At 40.0% G+C, this 22,870-nt stretch carries 25 protein-coding genes, 1 rRNA gene and 2 other annotated features; all 26 genes read right to left on the bottom strand.

Annotated elements, in window-relative coordinates:
- Positions 1-30: 30 nt before the first annotated feature.
- On the bottom strand, positions 31-165 hold the full coding sequence (locus FZF09_RS23180) for a hypothetical protein (protein ID WP_255450613.1): 135 nt from the start codon (positions 163-165) through the stop codon (positions 31-33).
- 82 nt (positions 166-247) lie between these two features.
- Positions 248-610: a 50S ribosomal protein L7/L12 gene (gene rplL / locus FZF09_RS19765; protein WP_158738315.1), complete on the bottom strand. Its 363-nt coding sequence runs from the start codon at positions 608-610 to the stop codon at positions 248-250.
- 72 nt (positions 611-682) lie between these two features.
- A complete protein-coding gene (gene rplJ, locus FZF09_RS19760) occupies positions 683-1,183 on the bottom strand; it encodes a 50S ribosomal protein L10 (RefSeq protein ID WP_158738314.1) in 501 nt (166 codons plus the stop codon).
- 62 nt (positions 1,184-1,245) lie between these two features.
- Positions 1,246-1,405 (bottom strand) — a sequence feature (ribosomal protein L10 leader region).
- Positions 1,406-1,460: 55 nt separating this feature from the next.
- On the bottom strand, positions 1,461-2,204 hold the full coding sequence (gene rplA / locus FZF09_RS19755) for a 50S ribosomal protein L1 (RefSeq protein WP_304503074.1): 744 nt from the start codon (positions 2,202-2,204) through the stop codon (positions 1,461-1,463).
- A 69-nt stretch (positions 2,205-2,273) separates the two neighbouring features.
- Complete coding sequence (rplK, locus tag FZF09_RS19750) at positions 2,274-2,699, bottom strand: 50S ribosomal protein L11 (RefSeq protein WP_091587338.1); 426 nt, start codon at positions 2,697-2,699, stop codon at positions 2,274-2,276.
- Between the two features lie 164 nt (positions 2,700-2,863).
- A complete protein-coding gene (gene nusG / locus FZF09_RS19745) occupies positions 2,864-3,397 on the bottom strand; it encodes a transcription termination/antitermination protein NusG (RefSeq protein ID WP_091587339.1) in 534 nt (177 codons plus the stop codon).
- Positions 3,398-3,448: 51 nt separating this feature from the next.
- Positions 3,449-3,643 (bottom strand): preprotein translocase subunit SecE, encoded by a 195-nt coding sequence (gene secE, locus FZF09_RS19740; protein ID WP_091587341.1) that lies wholly within the window; start codon positions 3,641-3,643, stop codon positions 3,449-3,451.
- A 128-nt stretch (positions 3,644-3,771) separates the two neighbouring features.
- On the bottom strand, positions 3,772-3,921 hold the full coding sequence (gene rpmG / locus FZF09_RS19735) for a 50S ribosomal protein L33 (RefSeq protein ID WP_158738312.1): 150 nt from the start codon (positions 3,919-3,921) through the stop codon (positions 3,772-3,774).
- Positions 3,922-4,381: 460 nt separating this feature from the next.
- On the bottom strand, positions 4,382-5,032 hold the full coding sequence (sigH, locus tag FZF09_RS19730) for an RNA polymerase sporulation sigma factor SigH (RefSeq protein WP_158738311.1): 651 nt from the start codon (positions 5,030-5,032) through the stop codon (positions 4,382-4,384).
- A gap of 76 nt (positions 5,033-5,108) precedes the next feature.
- Complete coding sequence (locus tag FZF09_RS19725) at positions 5,109-5,621, bottom strand: NYN domain-containing protein (RefSeq protein WP_158738310.1); 513 nt, start codon at positions 5,619-5,621, stop codon at positions 5,109-5,111.
- A 1-nt stretch (position 5,622) separates the two neighbouring features.
- Positions 5,623-6,372 (bottom strand): 23S rRNA (guanosine(2251)-2'-O)-methyltransferase RlmB, encoded by a 750-nt coding sequence (gene rlmB / locus FZF09_RS19720; protein WP_158738309.1) that lies wholly within the window; start codon positions 6,370-6,372, stop codon positions 5,623-5,625.
- Positions 6,369-6,791: a Mini-ribonuclease 3 gene (locus FZF09_RS19715; protein ID WP_158738308.1), complete on the bottom strand. Its 423-nt coding sequence runs from the start codon at positions 6,789-6,791 to the stop codon at positions 6,369-6,371. Before FZF09_RS19715 ends, rlmB begins: the two co-directional genes overlap by 4 nt.
- 5 nt (positions 6,792-6,796) lie before the next feature.
- Positions 6,797-8,194 (bottom strand): cysteine--tRNA ligase, encoded by a 1,398-nt coding sequence (gene cysS, locus FZF09_RS19710; RefSeq protein ID WP_158738307.1) that lies wholly within the window; start codon positions 8,192-8,194, stop codon positions 6,797-6,799.
- Positions 8,194-8,859 carry a serine O-acetyltransferase EpsC gene (gene epsC, locus FZF09_RS19705; RefSeq protein ID WP_158738306.1) on the bottom strand — a complete coding sequence of 222 codons (666 nt, stop codon included), beginning with the start codon at positions 8,857-8,859 and terminating at the stop codon, positions 8,194-8,196. The genes cysS and epsC overlap by 1 nt, the downstream gene beginning before the upstream one ends.
- Before the next feature lie 135 nt (positions 8,860-8,994).
- Positions 8,995-9,223, bottom strand: a binding site (T-box leader).
- Positions 9,224-9,239: 16 nt separating this feature from the next.
- A complete protein-coding gene (gene gltX, locus FZF09_RS19700; RefSeq protein WP_158738305.1) occupies positions 9,240-10,700 on the bottom strand; it encodes a glutamate--tRNA ligase in 1,461 nt (486 codons plus the stop codon).
- A 123-nt stretch (positions 10,701-10,823) separates the two neighbouring features.
- Positions 10,824-11,297: a 2-C-methyl-D-erythritol 2,4-cyclodiphosphate synthase gene (gene ispF, locus FZF09_RS19695; protein WP_158738304.1), complete on the bottom strand. Its 474-nt coding sequence runs from the start codon at positions 11,295-11,297 to the stop codon at positions 10,824-10,826.
- Positions 11,298-11,299: 2 nt separating this feature from the next.
- Complete coding sequence (ispD, locus tag FZF09_RS19690; protein WP_158738303.1) at positions 11,300-11,989, bottom strand: 2-C-methyl-D-erythritol 4-phosphate cytidylyltransferase; 690 nt, start codon at positions 11,987-11,989, stop codon at positions 11,300-11,302.
- Between the two features lie 181 nt (positions 11,990-12,170).
- Positions 12,171-13,262, bottom strand: coding sequence for a PIN/TRAM domain-containing protein (locus tag FZF09_RS19685; protein WP_158738302.1), 1,092 nt, complete (start codon positions 13,260-13,262; stop codon positions 12,171-12,173).
- Between the two features lie 211 nt (positions 13,263-13,473).
- A complete protein-coding gene (gene disA / locus FZF09_RS19680; protein WP_158738301.1) occupies positions 13,474-14,547 on the bottom strand; it encodes a DNA integrity scanning diadenylate cyclase DisA in 1,074 nt (357 codons plus the stop codon).
- Positions 14,548-14,577: 30 nt separating this feature from the next.
- Positions 14,578-15,975: a DNA repair protein RadA gene (gene radA / locus FZF09_RS19675; RefSeq protein ID WP_158738300.1), complete on the bottom strand. Its 1,398-nt coding sequence runs from the start codon at positions 15,973-15,975 to the stop codon at positions 14,578-14,580.
- Positions 15,976-16,098: 123 nt separating this feature from the next.
- Positions 16,099-18,549, bottom strand: a complete 2,451-nt coding sequence (gene clpC / locus FZF09_RS19670; RefSeq protein WP_158738299.1) for an ATP-dependent protease ATP-binding subunit ClpC — start codon at positions 18,547-18,549, stop codon at positions 16,099-16,101.
- A gap of 23 nt (positions 18,550-18,572) precedes the next feature.
- Positions 18,573-19,646, bottom strand: coding sequence for a protein-arginine kinase McsB (mcsB, locus tag FZF09_RS19665; RefSeq protein ID WP_158738298.1), 1,074 nt, complete (start codon positions 19,644-19,646; stop codon positions 18,573-18,575).
- Positions 19,646-20,191 carry a protein-arginine kinase activator protein McsA gene (gene mcsA, locus FZF09_RS19660; protein ID WP_158738297.1) on the bottom strand — a complete coding sequence of 182 codons (546 nt, stop codon included), beginning with the start codon at positions 20,189-20,191 and terminating at the stop codon, positions 19,646-19,648. The genes mcsB and mcsA overlap by 1 nt, the downstream gene beginning before the upstream one ends.
- 30 nt (positions 20,192-20,221) lie before the next feature.
- Complete coding sequence (locus FZF09_RS19655) at positions 20,222-20,686, bottom strand: CtsR family transcriptional regulator (protein WP_158738296.1); 465 nt, start codon at positions 20,684-20,686, stop codon at positions 20,222-20,224.
- Between the two features lie 135 nt (positions 20,687-20,821).
- Positions 20,822-21,535, bottom strand: coding sequence for an MgtC/SapB family protein (locus FZF09_RS19650; protein ID WP_158738295.1), 714 nt, complete (start codon positions 21,533-21,535; stop codon positions 20,822-20,824).
- 1,083 nt (positions 21,536-22,618) lie between these two features.
- Positions 22,619-22,735, bottom strand: a 5S ribosomal RNA gene (gene rrf / locus FZF09_RS19645).
- Positions 22,736-22,870 lie beyond the last annotated feature (135 nt).

Below are 22,870 nucleotides of genomic sequence, written 5' to 3'. Positions count from 1 at the left end.
AAAAGTAATCTTTATTTCCATAAAAGTTTTTCATAGTGTAAGAAAAGCGCAAGCGCCTTGCTCACGAGCGACAAGTCCTGGAGGGTCGGCATATGGAAAGCTGATCTTTGCTTTCCATTGACGAACCGAAGGAATCTCGAGCGAGTAGGCGCTTGCGCTAGACATCAAAAACGCCAAATATTTATAATTTCTTATCTTTTAAAAAAGAGCCTTCTCTAACGAATAGAGAAAGCTCTTTAGCTTCAATTTACTTAAGTTCGATCTTAGCGCCTGCTTCTTCAAGCTTACCTTTAAGCTCTTCTGCTTCTTCTTTTTCAACGCCTTCTTTAATTGTTTCTGGCGCTCCATCTACTAGAGCTTTAGCTTCTTTCAAGCCAAGACCAGTAATTTCACGAACAACTTTGATAACGTTGATCTTAGAAGCACCTGCTTCTTCAAGAACCACGTCAAATTCAGTTTGTTCTTCTTCAGCTTCTGCTGCACCGCCGCCAGCAACTGCTACAGGAGCTGCTGCTGTTACACCAAATTCTTCTTCAATTGCTTTTACAAGATCGTTCAATTCAAGAACGGACATTTCTTTGATCGCATCAATGATTTGTTCTTTACTCATTGTGTTGATCCTCCTTAAATAATAATTTTATTCTAAAACACGTGACAAATGTGGATCTGTATAACGTTTTGCTTATGCGCCTTCTTCTTCTTTTTGATCAGCAACTGCTTTAGAAGCCAACGCAAAGTTGCGGATTGGCGCTTGAAGAACATTGAGAAACATGGAAACCAAACCGTCGTGAGAAGGAAGACTCGCAAGTTCCTTGATTTCTTCTAAGGAAGCTACGCGACCTTCAATGACACCTGTTTTAATTTCCAGCTGTTCGTGGTCCTTAGCAAAATTGTTAAGAACCTTCGCCGGAGCAACTACATCCTCAGTACTTGTAGCTACTGCTGTAGGTCCAACAAGAAATTCATCAAGTTCTGTTAGGTTGGTTTTTTCTGTAGCACGACGAACCATTGTGTTTTTGTACACTTTAAAGTCAACGCCTGCTTCACGAAGCTGCTTACGTAATTCTGTTGCTTCAGCAACATCCAAGCCACGATAATCAACTACAACAGTAGAAACACTGTTCTCAAGTTTTTCTGCAATTTCTTGAACAACACTTTGTTTTTGTTCGATTACTTTGCTCAACTGTCACACCTCCTGCTCTCATTTATGACGTTCCGCAAACAGATGGTGTTTTATGACCTCTTATGAAATCATAAAAAACCTTCATGTTCGCAGACATGAAGGTTTGTTCTCAATATATACACACTCTCCCCTAGCAACGAACGAGAGTATGTCGAAAACTACCTCGGCAGGAAATTAAGCGGCAAGCGCACCTGCTGTCTGCGGTAAACATTTATATTTTATCCAAAGCTTCGACACCGCTATATAGTATAGCGGTATCTGCAGCTTTCGTCAACAATTATTTTAAATTAAGGGTTGAGGTACTTACTTTTACCCCCGGCCCCATTGTAGAGGCTACAGCAACATTTTTCATGTAAGTGCCTTTAGCAGCGGCTGGCTTCGCCTTTACTAACGTGTCAATTAGCGTGTTGAAGTTCTCAACCAGCTTATCAGTATCAAAAGATACTTTACCAATTGGTGCATGGATATTTCCGGATTTATCTACACGGTATTCCACTTTACCTGCTTTAATTTCCTCAACTGCTTTTGTAACGTCCATTGTTACAGTACCTGTTTTAGGGTTTGGCATAAGACCTTTTGGTCCCAATGTCTTACCGAGTTTACCAACTTGAGCCATCATATCAGGGGTGGCAACAACTACATCAAAGTCAAACCAACCTTGTTGAACTTTATTCACAAGATCTTCTTCTCCTACATAGTCAGCCCCAGCAGCTTCTGCTTCTTGCGCTTTATCCCCTTTTGCAAAAACGAGAACACGCTGTGTTTTACCAGTACCGTGCGGGAGTACAACTGCTCCGCGGATTTGCTGGTCGTTTTTTCGAGGATCCACTCCAAGACGTGCAGCAATTTCTACTGTCTCATCGAATTTTGCAATAGATGTTTTTTTCACAAGTTCTATGGCTTCTTCGGCATTATATTGCTGTTCACGGTCAACAAGCGCTACAGCATCTTGATACTTTTTACCTTTTTTAGCCAATTTCATTTCCTCCTCGTTTGTGGTTTTAGCGGTTAGACCTCCCACTATTAAAGGTTGCGAACAAGGCATCCGCCCCATACGGAACGGCAGTCGCAACCTTAGGCAAGGCATTCATTAGTCCTCTACTGTAATTCCCATACTACGTGCTGTACCTTCTACCATACGCATCGCTGCATCAACATCAGCCGCATTAAGATCCGGCATTTTCGTTTCAGCAATCTCACGTACTTGATCACGCTTTACCGTAGCCACTTTATTGCGGTTTGGTTCTCCAGAACCGCTCTCCACGCCTGCTGCCTTTTTAAGAAGTACAGCTGCAGGTGGTGTTTTTGTAATAAAAGTAAACGAACGGTCTTCATATACTGAAATCTCTACAGGAATGATCATACCTGCTTGATCTGAAGTACGAGCGTTAAATTCTTTACAAAATCCCATAATATTAACACCTGCTTGACCTAATGCAGGTCCAACTGGCGGAGCCGGATTAGCTTTGCCGGCAGGAATTTGAAGCTTAACTACTTTCTCGACTTTTTTAGCCACGCGACACACCTCCTTAGTCCGTGATGTGGTTTGTCGGACAAATTGTCCTCCCACTCATAAAAAGGGGCAAAGTGTAATATACCTACAAACCCCTCTGCAGTTAATTTTAATACCAAACATTAAAATCTTATCACTTCAAACAAAGATCTGCAAGACCTGATTATTTAAATCTTTTCTACTTGGTTAAACTCAAGCTCCACCGGTGTTTCACGCCCGAACATATTTACGTGGACTTTCACCTTTTGTTTTTCTGTATTAATATCTTCAATTGTTCCTGTGAAATCGGCAAATGGTCCTTCTTTCACTTTCACCGATTCTTTCAAGGCGAAGTCTACTTCGGCTTTCGGTTCGCTTTCACCCATTTGACGTAAAATGTTATCTACCTCATCCGGCAAGAGAGGTGTCGGTTTAGAGCCAGCTCCAGCCGAACCAACAAATCCGGTTACTCCAGGAGTATTTCGAACCACGTACCAGGAATCATCGGTCATCACCATCTCCACAATGACGTAACCTGGGAAAACCTTACGGGTCACAGCCTTGCTTTTCCCGTTTTTCACTTCAGTCTCTTCTTCTACCGGAACGAGGACGCGAAATATTTTATCGGTCATTTCCATTGATTCCACACGTTTTTCCAAATTGGTTTTTACTTTGTTTTCGTAACCGGAGTATGTGTGAACTACAAACCAGTTCTTTTCCATTATTTTCCGGACGGTTACGTCCTTCCCTCCTCCTCTTTAGGTTCAAAATTTTTAATCCAGCAGCAAACGCACCAGCTCAGACAATCCTGAATCTACTGCAGCAAAAAATATAACAAAAAATATAATCGTTATAATTACAACGACGGTGTATTTTGTCAGTTCCCTGCGATTTGGCCACGTGACGCGTTTCATTTCTCTTCCTACGTCGCGAAGAAACCTTGCTGGATTTTTTGCTCCATCAGCCATACAGCCACCTCCAAACCGTTCGCTATTCCACTTATGTAAGATCAGCAGAAAAACGATTCTCCTCTATACCAGTAATACAAACCTGTTGTTTTTTACTATCTTTTTTAGGAATAAAAAAATAACCGCTGCTATTTTGTTTCACGATGAAGGGTATGCGCATTGCAGTGTTTGCAAAACTTCTTCATCTCAATGCGGTCGGGTTGCTTTTGCTTATTCTTTTCACTTGTGTAATTTCTTGATAAACAAATCGTACATGCTAGTACTGCTTTATTCCGCATTGAGCACCTCCTGTATTTGACAGGTTCCCTTTGCATACGCTTAATTACCTTATCACATTGAAAAAAACCTGTCAATTTTGCCTAAACCACCGTTTAATTAAGGCTCTCTGTCAAACGTTTCGGAATGGAAATTTTTCCCAAAAGTTGGTCAGTCTTGCTTTTGCAGTACGGGCTGGATATTTGTTCTGCTTTATCTCTTGAAACAGGGCCTTCAAATTGATTGGACTATTACGGACCAATGCGTTGGGTATTGATCGATTTGCATAGAGGTTTCTATGTCGTGCGATCCCTATTTTTGCAGTGGCCGCTTTCCTTTACACTGATTCCCTTAAAATTTTAACGACGCAATGCTAAAATTTTATGCTATCTATCAGTATAAATAAAACAAGCAGAAAAGCATCCTCGAATCAGGATGCTTGAAAACGCTTTCTTTATTGTTCCAAAATAAAAGGTCCCCTGATTATGAACTGATACCCTTGACTTCCACGCACCTCTCCAATTTTCGCTTCACACGCTGAAGCGCATTGTCGATTGATTTGACATGGCGGTTCAATTCACCTGATATTTCCTGGTAAGACCTCCCGTCCAAATACAGCCTCAGTACTTTTTGTTCAAGATCACTGAGTATTTCTCCAATTTTCAATTCTATATCATCAAATTCTTCTTGATTAATAATCAATTCTTCTGGATCACTAACCTTCGAACCGCAAAGCACATCCAATAAAGTTCGCTCTGATTCTTCATCGTAAAGAGGCTTGTCCAGGGAAACATATGAGTTCAATGGCATATGCTTCTGCCTGGTTGCCGTTTTTATAGCTGTAATAATTTGTCTTGTAATGCACAGTTCGGCAAAAGCTCTAAAAGACGATAACTTGTCTCCATTAAAATCCCTAATTGCTTTATATAATCCAATCATGCCTTCTTGTACAATATCTTCATGGTCACCGCCAATAAGAAAATATGACCTGGCTTTTGCCCGGACAAAGTTCTTGTACTTATTAATTAGGAACTCTAATGCAGCACTATCTCCTGAACGCACTTTTTCAACTAATATTTCATCTTCTGCTTTATCAAAGTACTGGTGTTCCGTTTCTTTGAGGTCTAAACCCAATACAATCCCTCCGCCCTCGACTGATTGTATGAATATAGCCTAATTATATAGCACCTTTGATTCAAGCGTCAACAGCTCAGCGGTCGCCTCGACGCCATTTGTCAAAAATTTCAGCAATTTCCTCTGTGAGCGGAAAATTCGACAAATTATCATGCTTACTTTGCTCTTTTACCTCGCGTGAAATGTTTTGTTCGACAACTTCCATTTCTACCCGAAGTTCCCGGGCAGATTTACGCAGCGCTCCGCTTCCAAAAGTAACTGATTGCTCAGCATAATCCGACGTTGCAACGTGCACCCGCGTTTCTATGTTCTTTAATTCACCGACCAGTTTTTCAATTCTTTCATCGGCCGTCTCCTTTTCCCGAGTATAAATGATATCTACAAGGTAATTGTTATACTTACGCCCTACACCAGAAACCATATGGGCATCAAAAATGATTTTAACTTCCCATCCTTTAAAGGCTTGATACTCTGCCATCTTTTCAACCAAGCGATCACGAGCTTCTGCTAAACTTTTATCTCTTAATTTTTTTAATTCCGGCCAATCCCCAATCATGTTATAACCATCTACTAACAGTATATCTTTCATTTTATTTTCTTCCTACCGGCTGACGTTTCCTGTATACCTCATACATTAGGAGACTGGCAGCTACAGAAGCATTCAAGGAGGTAACATGTCCTTTCATCGGGATTTTTAATAGGAAATCACACTTTTCTTTTACTAAACGGCTCATCCCTTTTCCCTCACTCCCAATAACAAGCCCAAGCGGCATATCAGCATTCCACTCTCTGAAATCTTCTGTTCCTGAAGCATCAGTACCCGCAAGCCATAACCCTCGTTTTTTTAGCTCATCCATTGTCCGAGACATGTTGGTAACTCTAGCGACAGGTACATGTTCTATAGCGCCTGTAGAAGATTTCGCAACAGACTGAGTTAAGCCCACAGATCTTCTTTTAGGAATGATAACTCCATGAGCTCCTGCAGCATCTGCTGTTCTTAAAATGGAGCCAAGGTTATGAGGGTCAGCTATTTCATCTAATAAAATACAGAAAGGGTCTTCTTGCAAATCAGCTGCTTTTTCGAGTATATCCTCTAGTTCTGCATAACGATATGCCGCCACTGAAGCAACAACACCTTGGTGGCGAGAAGTACCTGAAAGCTCATCTAACTTCTTTCTCGGAGCTTGCTGAATAATGATATTATTTTCTTTAGCAGCCTGGTAAATTTGTTTCATTTGCCCTTTTCCAGCACCTTCTGCTATCCAAACTTTATTAATCGATCGTTCAGAACGTATTGCTTCTAGCACTGGATTTTTTCCAGAAATCCACTCTTCTTTCATTCCTTTTCACTCCTTACAACTGTTTCAATGGCAAATGTGACCAGCTGCTCTATTCTTTCTTCTCTACCTAGAAAATACAAATAACCTAATAAAGCTTCAAAAGCAGTACTGTAACGATAAGTGTTTTGGTCGGTATTTTTAGGTACCGTTCCTGATTTTGCATTTCTTCCTCGGCGAGCCACAGATTCTTCCTCTTTTGTGAGGAGTTGTTTATCAAGAAATTCAAACATAACTGCTGCTTGAGCAGCAGCAGACACAAAAGATGTGGAGGTTCTATGCAATAGGTGAGGTCTCACCCGACCTGACGCAATGAGGTAATGCCTTATATAAAGGTCATAAACTGTATCTCCCATATAAGCTAGTGCCAGAGCATTTAATTGTTTAGCGTCCACTTTATTTCCTTCTAACTTTCCTATCATATTGTCTACTCTCTCTTCCATCGGGTTCCTTGCGGAGTATCTTCTAAAATAATGCCCTGTTCTTTTAATGAGTCTCTAATTTCATCCGCTCGAGCAAAATTTCTTTCTTTTCTTGCTTGAATTCTTTCTTCAATCAAACGTTCGATTTCCTCATCCAATATTTCCTCTTCAGCTTCAACTGGAATATCGAGAACCACGCCAATCTCACGAATAACATCCAAAAATGATTGCATCACCTGTTTGGACGAATGGTTTTCTTGAAGATAACGATTAGCATCTTTTACTAAATCAAAAAGTACACTAATTCCATTTGCACTGTTAAAATCATCATCCATTTCCCTAATAAACGCTTCTTTATACTGACGAACCGTGTCGATCCAATCATTTTCTTCACCAAAGTCGGCACTTTCATTGAACCGGTGTTTCAAGTTATTTGTCGTTGTATGAATACGCTCAAGACTGCTTCTCGCGCTTTCTAACAATTCTTCGCTGAAATTAAGCGGACTGCGGTAGTGAGATTGCAACATAAAAAAACGTATAACCTCAGGGCGGTGCTTTTGAATAATATCATGCACTAATACAAAATTTCCAAGTGATTTCGACATTTTTTCGTTATTTATTTGAATATATCCATTATGCAGCCAATACTTAGCCATTTGCTTATTATTCAATGCTTCTGATTGAGCAATCTCATTTTCATGATGAGGAAAAGCCAAATCCTGTCCACCTGCATGAATGTCAATGGTATCGCCAAGATATTTTTTCACCATCGCAGAGCATTCAATGTGCCATCCTGGTCTACCTTTTCCCCATGGACTATCCCAAGAAATTTCACCTTCTTTTGCTTTCTTCCAAAGCACAAAATCGAGTGGATCCTTTTTCTTTTCGCCAATTTCAATTCGAGCTCCCATTTGTAAATCATTAATCGATTGGGAAGAAAGCTTGCCGTATTCTTTGAAAGCTTTTGTTTCAAAATATACATCGCCTTCTGCTTCATAAGCGAAGCCCTTTTCCATTAATGCTTTAATAAAGGAAATGATATCAGGCATTGTTTCTGTTACTCTTGGATGCATATCAGCTTTTTTCACTCCAAGTGCACCGGTGTCTTCGAAATAAGCTTCGATGAAACGTTCAGCTAATACAGGAACTTCTTCTTTTAATTCCTTTGCAGCATTAATGATTTTATCGTCCACATCGGTAAAGTTAGAAATGAAGTACACTTGATAGCCCCTGTATTCTAAATATTTTCTGATCATGTCAAAAACAATAGCAGGGCGGGCATTCCCGATGTGTATATAGTTATACACTGTTGGCCCGCATACATACATGGTCACTTTTCCATCTTTAAGAGGTTTCAGTTCTTCTTTTTTTCTAGCCAATGTATTATATAATTTTATGGCCATTATTCATCGGTCCTTCCCTCAGTTTTGTTATTTTTATATGCGTCTAATTCTTTTTTGAGCTCTAAAATTTCTTTTTCAAGTTCCTTAAACTTATCGGCGACCGGATCAGGAAGTATATGATGGGCAAGCTCATCTTTTTTCACCTTCACACCATCTTGGACAACTACTTTTGCTGGAATACCAACTACGGTTGAATTGGGAGGAACTTCATTTAAAACGACAGAGCCTGCCCCAATCCTCGAGTATTTTCCAATTGTCATTGATCCAAGAATTTTAGCTCCCGTCGCTATAAGCACATTGTCTTCTATAGTTGGGTGGCGTTTCCCTTTTTCTTTCCCTGTACCTCCAAGTGTTACTCCTTGATAAATGGTTACGTTATCCCCTATTTCACAGGTCTCTCCAATTACCACTCCCATACCGTGGTCAATAAAAAGACGCTCGCCTATGACAGCACCCGGGTGAATTTCAATTCCTGTAAAAAAACGGCTTATTTGGGAAAGCAGCCTTCCTAAAAAATACATTTTTTTCTTCCAAAGCCAATGAGCTACTCGGTGTGACCAAATGGCATGCACACCTGCATAGGTCAATACTACTTCCATTCTGCTTCTTGCAGCCGGGTCCTGGTCAAAGACAACATCAATATCGTTTTTAAATGTCTTTAACATACTACTTCTCTCCTCTCCTCTAACCTCCCAAAAGCGACTGTTTTTGAGTGATACTACGAATTGTATTAGCCGTGTAAAACCTTAAGCTTTTCAACTTCTTACAATAACTAAAAAAGCATCCCTGTGCTTGTTTTGCACAGAGACGCTTTTATGGCGCGGTTCCACTCTGTTTAAAGGCAGCGGATAAGAAACATGTACTGCCTTTCCCTTAAACATGTAACGGATGTCTGCCGCTTCTGCCTACTTTATTCAACAGAAGGCTCAGGGATGCATGTTCAGAATGATTTCTGAAATCACTTTCAGCACCCGTGATTCTCTCTGTACAGAAAATGACATTCCTACTTTTTCCCTTCAATGCTTTTTTCTTATTTAATCTGTTTTTATTGTTTAACAGCTTGTTGAAGCCGTGTTTGTACGACATCTTTACCTAATAAAGAAATAGCGTGCGGAAGTTCAGGTCCATGCGTTTGACCTGTAACAGCTACTCGGATTGGCATAAATAATTTTTTTCCTTTTTGCCCTGTTTCTTTTTGTGTTGCTTTTGTTGCAGCTTTAATCTCATCCGGCTCAAAGTTCTCAAGGCCGTCCAGTTCTTTAGAAAATTGCTCTAACACTTGTGGAACTTGTTCACCGTTAAGCACTTCTTTCGCTTCTTCATTATACGCTATTTCTTTTTTAAAGAACAGCTCGGTTAAGTCTGTTATCTCTGCAGCATAATGCATTTGTTCCTGGTATAATGCTACCAGCTTTTTGGCCCACTCGTACTGCTCTTCTGACAGTTCAGTTGGAAGTTTTCCATCTTTCTGAAGGTGTGGAACAGCCAGTTGTGTCAACCGCTCAACATCTGCTTCTTTCACATACTGATTATTCATCCATGCGAGTTTATCGGTATCAAAAACGGCCGGAGCTTTAGAAACACGTTCCAAACTAAATTGAGATGCTAGTTCTTCTAATGAAAAAATTTCTTCTTCGCCCACTGGAGACCAGCCTAATAAAGCAAGGAAGTTAACAATTGCTTCTGGAAGATAACCGAGCTCTTTATACTGTTCTACAAATTGAATAATAGACTCGTCACGCTTACTCATTTTTTGGCGGTCTGGATTTAAAATAAGCGAGGCATGGGCAAACATCGGCTTCTCCCAGCCAAGTGCTTCAAATACAAGAGCCTGACGCGGAGCATTAGACAAGTGCTCCTCTCCTCTAATAACATGAGAAATTTTCATCAAATGATCGTCTACCACCACAGCAAAATTATACGTAGGAATACCATCCTTACGAGCAATAACAAAATCTCCAATGTCATCCGTTTCAAAAGTCACTTCACCACGAACAGCATCTTCGATGAGGACTTGTTGATTTTCCGGAACACGAAAACGAACAACGGGCTTAATCCCTTTCGCTTCATACGCTTTTCGCTGCTCCTCAGTCAGGTCACGGTCCCGTCCACTGTACTTTGGAGCTTCGCCTCGTGCAAGCTGCTCTTCCCGTTCTTTTTCTAATTCTTCTTCTGTCATATAGTCATAGTATGCTTTACCTTCATCTAGGAGCTGCTGGATGTATTCTTTGTATACTTCAAGACGTTCCATAGAACGATACGGTCCATATGGTCCGCCAATATCTACACTCTCATCCCAATCGACACCAAGCCACTTCATACTGTTCATTAGTTTTTCTGTAGCGTCCTCGACATTTCTTGCTTGGTCGGTATCTTCAATTCTAATAATAAATTTTCCGCCTTGACTTCTTGCAAAAAGATAATTAAAAAGAGCAGAACGTGCGCCTCCTATGTGAAGATGTCCAGTTGGACTAGGAGCAAAACGCACTCGTACTTCATTGCTCATGTTTCTACACCTTCCATTTCTCAATATTTTATCAGATTTAGTTTGTTTTATTTTTTAGATATACCTAACGTTATGAATAAATACTTTTCCTATTTTACCACCAATTAAAGAAGAAGAAAATTACTATAATGGCTGCAGTAATACAACAGCATGAGCGGCAATTCCTTCTTCTCTTCCTGTGAAGCCCAGCTTCTCTGTTGTAGTCGCTTTTATATTTACATGCGTTTGTTCTGTTTCAAAAATACTTGCTATTGTGGACTGCATCTCTTTAATATGAGGAGCCATCTTTGGTTTTTCTGCCATAATCGTACAATCTACGTTCCCTATGTAATAGCCTTTTTCTTTAACAAGTTGATAAACATGTTTTATCAGCTGCGCGGAGTCAGCATCTTTAAAGGCCGGGTCTGTATCAGGGAAATGTTTGCCGATATCACCTTCCCCTACTGCACCGAGCAAAGCATCTGATATTGCATGTAGTAAAACATCTGCATCAGAATGACCGATTAAACCTTTGCTATGAGGAATGTTTACACCGCCGATAATAAGCGGGCGGTTCTCTGAAAGCTGATGTACATCAAAACCATGTCCTATTCTCACGTTTATGCCTCCTCCTTTCGTTTAGTTAAGATAGCTTGAGCTACTGTCATGTCTTCTGGTGTGGTTAATTTTATATTATCGTAGCTGCCTTCAACCATATGTATCGGAAAGCCTAACCGTTCTACTAAACTAGTGTCATCTGTTCCGGCATACCCATCGATTGCTGCCTTTTTGTAAGCATCAAAAACAATAGGAAATTGAAAAGCTTGCGGTGTCTGCACAGACCATACACTAGAACGTTCGATCGTTTCTAGAATAAGCCCATCTTTTACTTTTTTTACGGTATCTTTCATTTTCACACCCATTACAGCTGCTCCGTCTGTGTTGGCTTTCTCAGCTAAAGAATGAATTTGTTCTTTTGTAATAAAGGGACGAGCGCCGTCATGAATGAGAACCAAATTTGAGGAATTCAGCTGTTTTAAACCTTTAAACACACTGTCTTGCCTTTCACGGCCGCCTGCTACAATAGCATCTACCTTTTTAATATTCCAATCCTTCATCAAACGTTCCATTGCACTGATCTCATTGCTATTAGCTACGATAATAATCCGCTCACACCAAGGGTCATTATCAAAAATTGAAACAGTATGAATAATTACAGGTCTTTTTTCAAGCATTAAAAATTGTTTATTACAGCCTGCCTGCATTCGTTTTCCTTGTCCGGCTGCGGGTATAACTACAGCGTATTTCATATTACCTCTCCATGTGATTTCAGTCATTTTTCAGGCTCTTATTATCATACACTTGAAAGATCATACTAGGCAATGACTTATCCCGACAGCTTTTCACCAATTGTTGATGAGATTTCACAAAAGAAATGCCTCTGTGAACCGGTGTAAAAAACCACCCGACAGAGGCATTTCCGTATATAAATTAAAGTGCTTTCTCCATTAATTTAGGTTTTGCAAAAATCATTCGTCCAGCGCTTGTTTGCAAAACACTTGTTACCACAACTTCAATCGTTTCACCTATATAATCGCGTCCGCCTTCAACAACGATCATCGTACCGTCATCAAGGTAGGCAACTCCTTGGTTTTGCTCTTTTCCGTCTTTTATTACTTGAACATTCATTTCTTCGCCTGGCAAAACAACGGGCTTAACAGCATTTGCAAGATCATTAATGTTTAAGACTTCTACACCTTGCAGATCACAAACTTTATTGAGATTAAAATCGTTGGTTACGACCATTCCTTGTCTAACCTTGGCCAGCTTCACCAACTTGCTGTCAACTTCTTGTATGTCTTCAAAATCTCCTTCATAAATTTCAACTTCAACAGCCAATTCCTTTTGAACACGGTTTAAAATATCAAGACCTCGGCGTCCTCGGTTTCGTTTCAACACATCAGAGGAATCAGCAATATGTTGGAGTTCTTCTAATACAAATTCGGGTATAACTAAAGTACCTTCAATAAAACCAGTCTGGCAAACATCTGCAATACGTCCGTCTATAATTACACTAGTATCAAGAATCTTTACTTTGGATTGGTTTGAAATTTGCCCTGTTTCTTCCCTTTTTTTAGCTGCAACACGGCTTGCTGGAAATAGGTTCATAAGTTCATCTCGTTTTTTAAACCCTACCTGGAAGCCAAAATATCCAAGAAAAAATGTGATGAAAATAGGCAAGACGGAACTGATTACCGGAAAATCTACGGAGTTTAAAGGAATGCCGATAAGAAAAGCAACAAGTAATCCAAAAACTAATCCAAGTGTACCAAATAATACGTCTGTCACTGGTGCTTTAACAATCATTTCCTCTAGTACTCTCATGCCATTCACGATATAATCTGCAAACCAGAATGTAGACAAAAAGAGAATAACTGCGCCGATAAGACCGCCGACATAAGGATTACCGAGCCACTCAGGAAAAGAGCTATAATCCAATAAAGAAATAAATTCCGGTATAAAAATAAATCCGAGTGTAGCCCCGGCAAGTATAAAAAACAACTGTACTATCCTTTTTAACACCTTACATGCACCTCCTTTACTCTATTATAGACAAATACTTTATTTTAAAACCTATGAAACTGCAACCACCCAATAACTTACTTTTTATGGGAGCGTTTATTATTAATGTAGCAAATTTTTATGAGATTGTCATAGTTTTTAATAAATTTTCATTGTATCGTGAACAAATTGTAACGTCAATCTCTTTTTATTGAGAGTGGTCAGATGTAATCTATATATGCCGGTCGATAAATAACTGTTCCTGAATACGGCTTAGTCCCTCTTTTATCTTTTTGGCACGGGTTCTGCCTATTCCCTGTACTTCATCCAGTTCTTCAATAGAAGCTTTCATTATTCCTCCTAAGTTTTCAAACCGGTGAATCAAGTTGTTAATTATTCCAGCTGGAAGACGCTGAATTTTATGCAATATTCTATATCCTCTTGGAGAAACAGACTGCTCGTAAGAATTAGTTCGCTGAGAATAACCAAGCAATCTCATAATTACGGTGTCATCCATAAGTTCTTCATTTGTCATTTGTTTTAACTTTTGAATAATTGCTTCCGGGTCATTACTGGAATCTGCAATATAATCTTTTATTAATTGGTACGTCTCCTTTTCTAAGTTAGAAACTAATTCATTGAGCTGCATGGCTATTAAACGCCCTTCATTTCCCAGTTCCATCACGTAGTTTAAGATTTCATATTTTATTCGCATAACCAGTTCAATTCGGTGAATGACTTGTGCCACTTCCTGGAAAGTAACCAGCTCTTCAAATTCCAGCGCCCCCAGATTGGTCAAGCTCTGGTCAAGCACCGCTTTGTACTTTTCGAGGGTTTGTACGGCCTGATTTGCTTTCGTTAAAATCATTTCCATATCTTTGAGAGAGTATCGGTATGCCCCTTTATACAATGTAATAATTTGACGACGCTGTGAAATAGAAATGACAAGATTTCCTGTTTGTTTAGCAACTCTTTCGGCTGTACGATGCCGTATTCCTGTCTCGTTGGAAACAATGGTGTTATCAGGAACGAGCTGTGTATTCGCATAGAGGATACGCTCGCCTTTTTCACTTAAAATAATGGCCCCGTCCATCTTTGCTAGTTCATATAAATAAGCTGGAGTAAAAGGACAATTAATAAAAAAACCTCCGTCCACAATACTTTTTATTTTTTCTGAATAGCCAAGAACGATCAAACCACCCGTATTAGCCCGCAAAACGTTATCTATACCATCACGAAGGGGGGTGCCGGGGGCAACGAAATGCAGTACTTCTCGAATGAATGAGTCACGTTGTTTATCTAGCATTTCTTTTCCTCCTTTTGATGACCAGCGCGATTACCAAGACGGTGCTTTCCCCTCCAGTGTAATATCCAGCGCTTCTTCTAATGTTGTTACTCCCACAACTTCCATCTGGTCAGGAGACGTCCATCCATCCATGTTTTTTTCAGGTATAATTGCTCTTTTAAAACCTAGTTTTGCTGCCTCCTGAATTCTTTCTTCAATTCTAGCGACCCGTCTTATTTCTCCTGTCAGGCCGATTTCTCCGATCACTACGTCTGTGGGATTTGTTGTATGGTTTCGAAAACTTGAAGCAATACAAATAGCAATACCAAGATCAATTGCAGGCTCATCAAGTTTCACACCGCCAGCGACATTAATATATGCGTCCTGATTTTGCAGAAGCATTCCTAACCTTTTTTCTAATACTGCCATTAATAATGCAATTCGGTTTTGGTCCACCCCTGTAGAGGTTCTTTTCGGATTGGCAAAACTAGAAGGAGCTATTAGCGCCTGCAATTCGACTAGAACCGGGCGTGTGCCTTCAAGGGAAGCAACTACAATAGAACCAGAGCTTCCTTCTGTTCGATCTTCTAAAAAAATTTCAGATGGATTTTTCACTTCTTTTAATCCCATTTCTTTCATTTCAAAAATGCCTAGCTCGTTTGTTGATCCAAAACGGTTTTTTACTGCACGTAACATCCTGTAAGTGTGATGGCGTTCTCCTTCAAAATACAATACCGAGTCCACCATATGTTCTAGCATTTTTGGACCTGCAATGGAGCCTTGTTTTGTTACATGACCTACAATAAAAACAGCGATGCCTCGTGTTTTGGCAATTCTCATAAACATAGAAGTTGATTCCCTGACTTGCGCAACGCTTCCAGGAGCAGAGGTAACCCCGGCCTGGTGTACTGTTTGGATTGAATCAATAACAACTAGTGTAGGTAGTATTTGATCAATGGCATTTTCGATTAAATCCATATCTGTCTCAGCAAATACATATAGTTTATCAGAATGTGCCCCGAGTCGATCGGCACGTAATTTTGTCTGTTTTATTGATTCTTCTCCTGATATATATAACACTTTATGATCACGAGCTGCTAAAATGGCTGTCATTTGTAAAAGAAGAGTGGACTTACCAATTCCCGGATCCCCCCCTACAAGTACTAATGATCCAGGCACGATTCCTCCTCCAAGTACGCGATTAAGCTCTTTTAAGGAAGTATCTATTCTTGGTTCACGTTCCCCAGTTACATTTGTAATGGGTTGTGGTTTTTGGCGGGTTCCATCTGGTGAAGTGCTTAATGATTTCCTTCCTCCACTTTTAACTGATGGCCCCTCTAACTCCTCTACCATGGTATTCCATTGGTTACAGCCAGGACAGCGCCCCATCCATTTTCTTGATTCATATCCGCATTCTTGACAAACAAATTTTGATTTTTGTTTCGCCATACTTTTTTTACCCTCACTTTAACTTATGTATACCACCTTCTATTTTACCACGAAAAAGTAACAGAAATTGGGTGAAAAAGACTGTCCGAAAATAATATCGGACAGTCTTACCGCTTAACGTATTTACGTTCTAGCTCCTGTTTTCGTTTCAACGACATAGTCATCGTTTTTCACATCGATCACTGCCGTATCACCTTTTTGAATCTTTCCGCGAAGAAGTTCTTCTGACAAACGGTCTTCGACTTGCTTTTGCAGAGCGCGACGCAATGGACGAGCACCATACTCAGGGTCAAATCCTTCATCAGAAATTTTATTCTGAGCTTCTTCTGTTAATTCAACATTGATACCCTGTTCGGCCAAACGTTTTTGTAATTGTTCTGCCATAAGCACCACGATTTTCTTAATATGCTCTTTTTCAAGACTGTGGAAGACAATAATTTCATCCAAACGATTTAAAAATTCAGGACGGAATGTATTTTTTAATTCTCCCATTACTTTATCCCGCATGTCCTGAAACTTTTCTCCCTCTGATTGTGTGGTAAAGCCCACATTTTTATTACGTCTTAGCAGACTAGCCCCCACATTGGATGTCATGATAATTGCGGTATTTCGAAAATCAACGCGGCGTCCTTTGGAATCGGTGAGAAAACCATCCTCAAGAACTTGGAGAAGGATATTGAACACTTCTGGGTGGGCTTTCTCTACTTCATCAAGCAGAATAACGGAATATGGATGACGTCTAACTTTTTCCGTTAACTGGCCGCCTTCCTCAAATCCTACATAACCAGGAGGGGAACCTACAAGACGGCTGGTCGCATGTTTTTCCATGTATTCAGACATATCTATACGAATAACCGAATCTTCGTCGCCAAATAATGTCTCAGCAACAGCTCGGGCTAATTCTGTTTTCCCGACACCAGTAGGCCCCAGGAAAATAAAAGAACCTATCGGGCGTTTTGGATCTTTTAAACCTGCACGAGCACGGCGGATTGCTTTAGAAATTGCATTTACCGCCTCTTCCTGGCCAATGACACGACTGTGTAAAATATCTTCCATTTTAAGAAGACGATCTGTTTCTTCTTCAGCAAGCTTAGAGACAGGTATCCCCGTCCAACTAGCTACAACTTGAGCAATATCTTCTGGAGTAACCTCCGTATTTTCCTGTCCTTGTTTTTCTTTCCACTCGTTTTTCATCTTATCCAATTCTTCACGAAGCCGTTGTTCACTATCACGTAAGGAAGCTGCTTTTTCAAACTCCTGACTTTGAACAGAGGCATCTTTTTCTTTCCGTGTTTCTTCTAGCTTCTGCTCTAGCTCTTTTAAATTTGGCGGCGCCGTGTAGGAACGAAGCCGTACTTTTGACCCAGCTTCATCAATTAAGTCAATCGCTTTGTCTGGCAGGAAACGATCCGAGATATAACGGTCAGAAAGTTTAACGGCTTCAGCAATAGCTTCATCGGTGATGGTAACTCGGTGGTGTGCTTCATACCTATCGCGAAGGCCTGCCAGAATTTGAATAGACTCTTCGGTAGTCGGTTCATCCACTTGAATAGGCTGAAAGCGGCGTTCTAAGGCAGCATCTTTTTCAATATACTTACGGTATTCATCTAGCGTTGTAGCTCCAATGCACTGCAATTCTCCACGAGCAAGTGATGGTTTTAAAATATTCGAAGCATCAATAGCCCCTTCGGCTCCGCCTGCACCGATTAAAGTGTGAAGTTCGTCAATAAACAGTATCACATTACCTGCTTGTCGAATTTCTTCCATTACTTTTTTCAAACGATCTTCAAACTCGCCACGGTATTTGGTTCCTGCCACTACTGTACCCATATCAAGGGTCATCACGCGTTTATTTCTAAGAATTTCCGGCACTTCATTTGAAATAATGGATTGGGCAAGCCCTTCTGCAACTGCCGTTTTACCGACCCCCGGCTCCCCGATTAATACTGGATTGTTTTTTGTACGACGGCTCAACACTTGAATAACTCGTTCAATTTCTTTGCTGCGGCCGATTACTGGATCAAGCCCTTCTTCCTTAGCAACTGCAGTTAAGTCTCTCGCTAAACTATCTAGAGTCGGTGTATTAGCATTAGAAGAGCCGGCTCCAGAAGCTTGCTGGTGATTAGAGGTAGATGCTTCATTGCTCCCAAGCAGCTGCAACACTTGCTGTCTAGCCTTATTTAAGCTGACTCCAAGATTGTTTAGTACTCTTGCAGCCACTCCCTCGCCTTCACGTATTAATCCTAACAAAATATGTTCTGTCCCTACATATGAATGACCAAGCTTTCTAGCCTCATCCATGGACAATTCAATAACTTTTTTAGCCCGTGGAGTATAATGGATGGTCTTAGAGCCTTCTTGACCTGTTCCAATTAAAGACTCCACTTCTTTTTGGATTTGCTCTGAGCCAAGATTAAGTGCTTGCAGTGCTTTTGCTGCAATTCCTTCGCCTTCACGAATTAACCCTAGCAGAATATGTTCTGTACCTATATTATTATGCCCAAGACGGATCGCTTCTTCTTGAGCCAAGGCTAATACCTTTTGCGCTCGTTCTGTAAACCTTCCAAACATCATATATGCGCACCTCCAAAATTTGCTTATTCTTCTCTCTCTAAGTTCATTCTCTCACGAATCAACGCCGCCCGTCTCACATCACGCTCATCCGGTGTAAGACCTTTACCTGCATACTGCTGCAGAAAACCAGGCTGAGTTAAAATCATTAGTTCATTTAAAATATTACCCGAAATCCCTTGGATTAAATCAAGGTCAATCCCTAATCTAACATCTGACAGTCTTTTTGCTGCTTCTTTTGACTCCATCACCCGGCTATTTGTCAGCAGTCCGAAAGAACGAAATACTTTATCCTCTATTTGAATTTTTGAAGTACGTATTAACTCTTCTCTCGCATAACGCTCCTGTTGAATTAACTGCATCACCACGCCTCTGAGATCTTCGACAATATCTTCTTCTGATTTACCTAATGTCATTTGGTTTGAAATTTGGAATAAATTCCCTAATGTTTCGCTTCCTTCTCCATAAATACCTCTTACCACAAGCCCCAACTGATTAATCGCAGGTAATATACGATTGAGCTGCTGGGTCATAACGAGTGCAGGAAGATGCATCATAACTGAAGCTCTCATACCTGTTCCAACGTTTGTTGGACAACTTGTTAAAAATCCTCTCTTCTCATCGAAAGCATATGTTACTTTTTCTTCAATCCAATCATCTAAGCCGTTAGATAAAACTAGACTTTCATTTAATTGAAAACCCCTGAATAAGCACTGCAGTCTTATATGATCTTCTTCATTAAGCATGATACTAACAGACTCATCTTCACTCAGCATTACAGCACCATGTTGTGCTTTTTCTGCCAAATGCGGGCTGATCAAATGCTTTTCTACTAATACTCTTTTTTCATTGGAAGAAATATCATCCATTTTTAATACTTCTAGATTTCCAACATATTGATATGGATCCTTTGCCAGTTCTTTTGAAGTGTAGTGAAGCATCGTGTTTGCCGATTCCTCAGAAGCCACTATCGGAAAGGGGTAATTTTCCAAGTTTCTTGCTAGTCGGATCCTTGTACTTAAAACAATATCACCTTCTGGACCGGGACCTTTTTTCATCCACGGACTGATCGCTTCTGAAATAAAACGTTGAAGTGACATTAAGCATCCCCCTTTCCATCACGTATGTTTTCATTTAAATCGTGAATTTGGTCGCGGAGTTTAGCTGCTTCTTCAAATTCCTCTTGTTCAATGTGCTGCTGCATTTGTTTTCTTAATTTATCTATCTGATTTTGAATTTGCATTCGGCCGCCAGCTCTTTTTGGAACTTTGCCAGCATGACGCACATTTCCACTGTGAACCCTTTTAAAAATTGGGTCAAGCTTTGGGTCAAACGCCTTATAGCAGTGCGAGCATCCAAATCTTCCTGTTTTTGCAAAGCGTTCATATGAAAGCCCACAAGAATCACAAACAAGCTGCTTTGGAACAGAAGCCCTTGAAGGGTGAGACCCCCCATTCCCCATCGGTTGTTCAAAGTTTAACAACCCCGATAATAAATCATGGATAGAATAGCTGTTTGAGCCAGGGATATGTTCTCCTTTATCGCGTGCACATTCCTCACAAAGATGCATCTCTTCTTTTTTTCCGTTTATGATTTTTGTAAAATGCAACGTGGCCTGACGCTGGTGACATTCTTCACAGAGCATTTTCATCTCCTCCCTTCGCAGCTAATATACTCATTTATAACGTAAGCTGTGAAGCATAGCTTTCAGCATTTTGGCCCGGATAAAGTCTCTATCTTCTGCATGACGCAAGGACAATATCGAACGATGTACGGATGCAAGCATAATATTAGCTTCCCTTTTTGATATCGCATTCTCTTCAAAAAGACGCATAATAATACTTTCGGCTGTGACCTGATCAATTCCTTCTTTTATTAAATGGATTAATTGATCAATAAGCTCAGCATGGTCACCAATTTTCACTCTTGAAATACGTATATACCCACCGCCGCCCCTTTTGCTTTCTACAATGTACCCTTTTTCTGTTGTAAAACGGGTACTTATCACATAATTAATTTGAGAGGGAACACATTCAAACCGTTTAGCCAACTCACTTCGTTTAATCTCAATTAAATCCTTCTCACTTTGTGTGAGAATTTCTTTTAAATAATTTTCAATGACATCAGAAATATTACGCAAGAAAACAACCCCCTTCCTGCTGTAAGCCGGTTCCCTTCAGGTTTTGACCTTGACTATCTTTGACTATAAATATAATACAACCGCCTGCAAATTTCAAGCAGACGGTACTACTCATTATAGCCAAGTTATCTTTAATCATTCTTCTTCCAATTGCATTTCAACTTCTAAGATCCCCTCTGTCAAAAGTAATTGTTCATAAAGCTGGGAACGCTTTAGGGCATTTGGAGATTGAACATGCAGATCATAAACACATTTACTTTCTTTGCCATTGCCTTCTTTTGTGCTTCCATTCACTTTTTTAATAATTACTTCATTATCTTCCAAAATTTCTATTAATGATGATAAAACCGATGTATTTTTTTGTACAGTAACCTCTATTTTCTCAGGACGTGAAGAAGTTCGAAAAAAACGGTCAACATTATTAAGAAAAAATAAACTCAGTAAAACAACGATTGTAGTAAATACAGCTGCAAAAAACATTCCGGCTCCAGCAGCTAGTCCTATCGCAGCTACCACCCAAATAGACGCTGCAGTTGTTAGCCCTTTAATGGAAACACCTTGAACGATAATAGTTCCTGCACCCAAAAAGCCGACCCCGCTCACCACATAAGAAGCAAGGCGAGATGGGTCATATCGTACAATTTCTTTATTTGCTTCCATGTATTCCTGAAATCCAAACAGTGCCATAACCATCACTAAACATGCCCCTGTCCCAACTAACAGGTGTGTTCGGAAACCAGCAGGATGTCGTTTATATTCTCGTTCTATTCCAATTAATCCAGCTAGAAATGCAGCTGCTAGTATTCTAATTATTATTGTATATGCTTCCTGATCGAGCCACATATCCATATGCATTTCCCCCTCCCTGCTTTTAAGCCTATGTATATTATTATATTTTATTTCTTATACCCACTAACACAGCTAGACATGCAAAGAATGAATGATGGATCTCCTCTAAAAAAATATTTCTAAAGTTGTCATTTTTCAGTTAAAAAATCTTATGTTTGAAGACAAAGTGTCTAATATAAACTACTCTAATTTCCTGTTCGTAAGACGCATTAGATATACTGCTTCTTTAACTCAAAGAGTGTCCTTGAATCTCTTAGGTTTTGTCTGGTAACTATATATCTTCATATCTTCGATTTTAAGGACGCAACTCCCTTTTTATACTTCTGAAAAGTTTCCCTTTGCTAAAGAAACAAAGGATAAAAAATGACTAAGGCTTCCAACGTACAGACGTACTTCCACACGACGTGGTGACTTCTCGACGTTGCAAACAGGACGGTGTGCATTTTTAGTAGAAGTACCTTTATCTAGAAGATTTCCTTTATTCATGGCAGCAAGCCAAGTTTTTTGTATGGTTAGCTCTTTCAGTTTTTAGGGTAAAAATCAATCATTAAAAAGTGATAAATATGAAGGGGAATTTAACCGGGGATTTATGAGAAAATAGATAAAAAGCTCTGCTTGTCACTTTAAATTGACCTTCTAATAAATGTTCAAGCATTGTAAAAAAGAAAGTTCTGTTAAGAATTTTTACTGGACGCATATGCTTCGTGCTAGTGTAGCCAAAAGCCTAAGAACGTAGTGTTGCTGGTGACAGATCTAATGTACATCTTCTAAATTCACGTCTTGTTACAGGGCAAAAGTCAACACATACTGTGTTAAAGCAACCATATGGTAGTGTGGAAGTCAATTGATAGTATAAAAACACAACTATGTTTTTTATAAGAAAAGCGCAAGCGCCTTGCACACGAGCGACTAGTCCTGGAGGGTCGGCATATGGAAAGCTGATCTTTGCTTTCCATTGACGAACGAAGGAATCTCGAGCGAGTAGGCGCTTGCGCTAGACATGTGAAACGCCAAATATTTATAATTTCTTACCTTTGAACCCAAAAAAGCTGCCAGAATTTTATTCTGACAGCTTTCATTAGTGCCTGGCAGCGTCCTACTTTCACAAAGGGTTGCCCCTTCATTATCATCGGCGCAAAAGAGCTTAACTTCCGTGTTCGGCATGGGAACGGGTGGAACCTCTTCGCTATCGCCACCAGACTTTGGATGGATTCGTTTGATTATAGCCTCATCGGAGACAACATCTCAACGATCCTTTTCTTATTAGGGGATTGCTCCCTCAAAACTGCATAACGAATGTTTGAGCCTGCGAGGCGCTTCCCTTTGTATAGGATA

This window comes from Alteribacillus sp. YIM 98480, from assembly GCF_009765375.1.
Lineage (GTDB): Bacteria > Bacillota > Bacilli > Bacillales > Marinococcaceae > Alteribacillus.
Note: the sequence above shows the minus strand (reverse complement) of the source record. Positions and strands in the feature narration are given on the sequence as shown.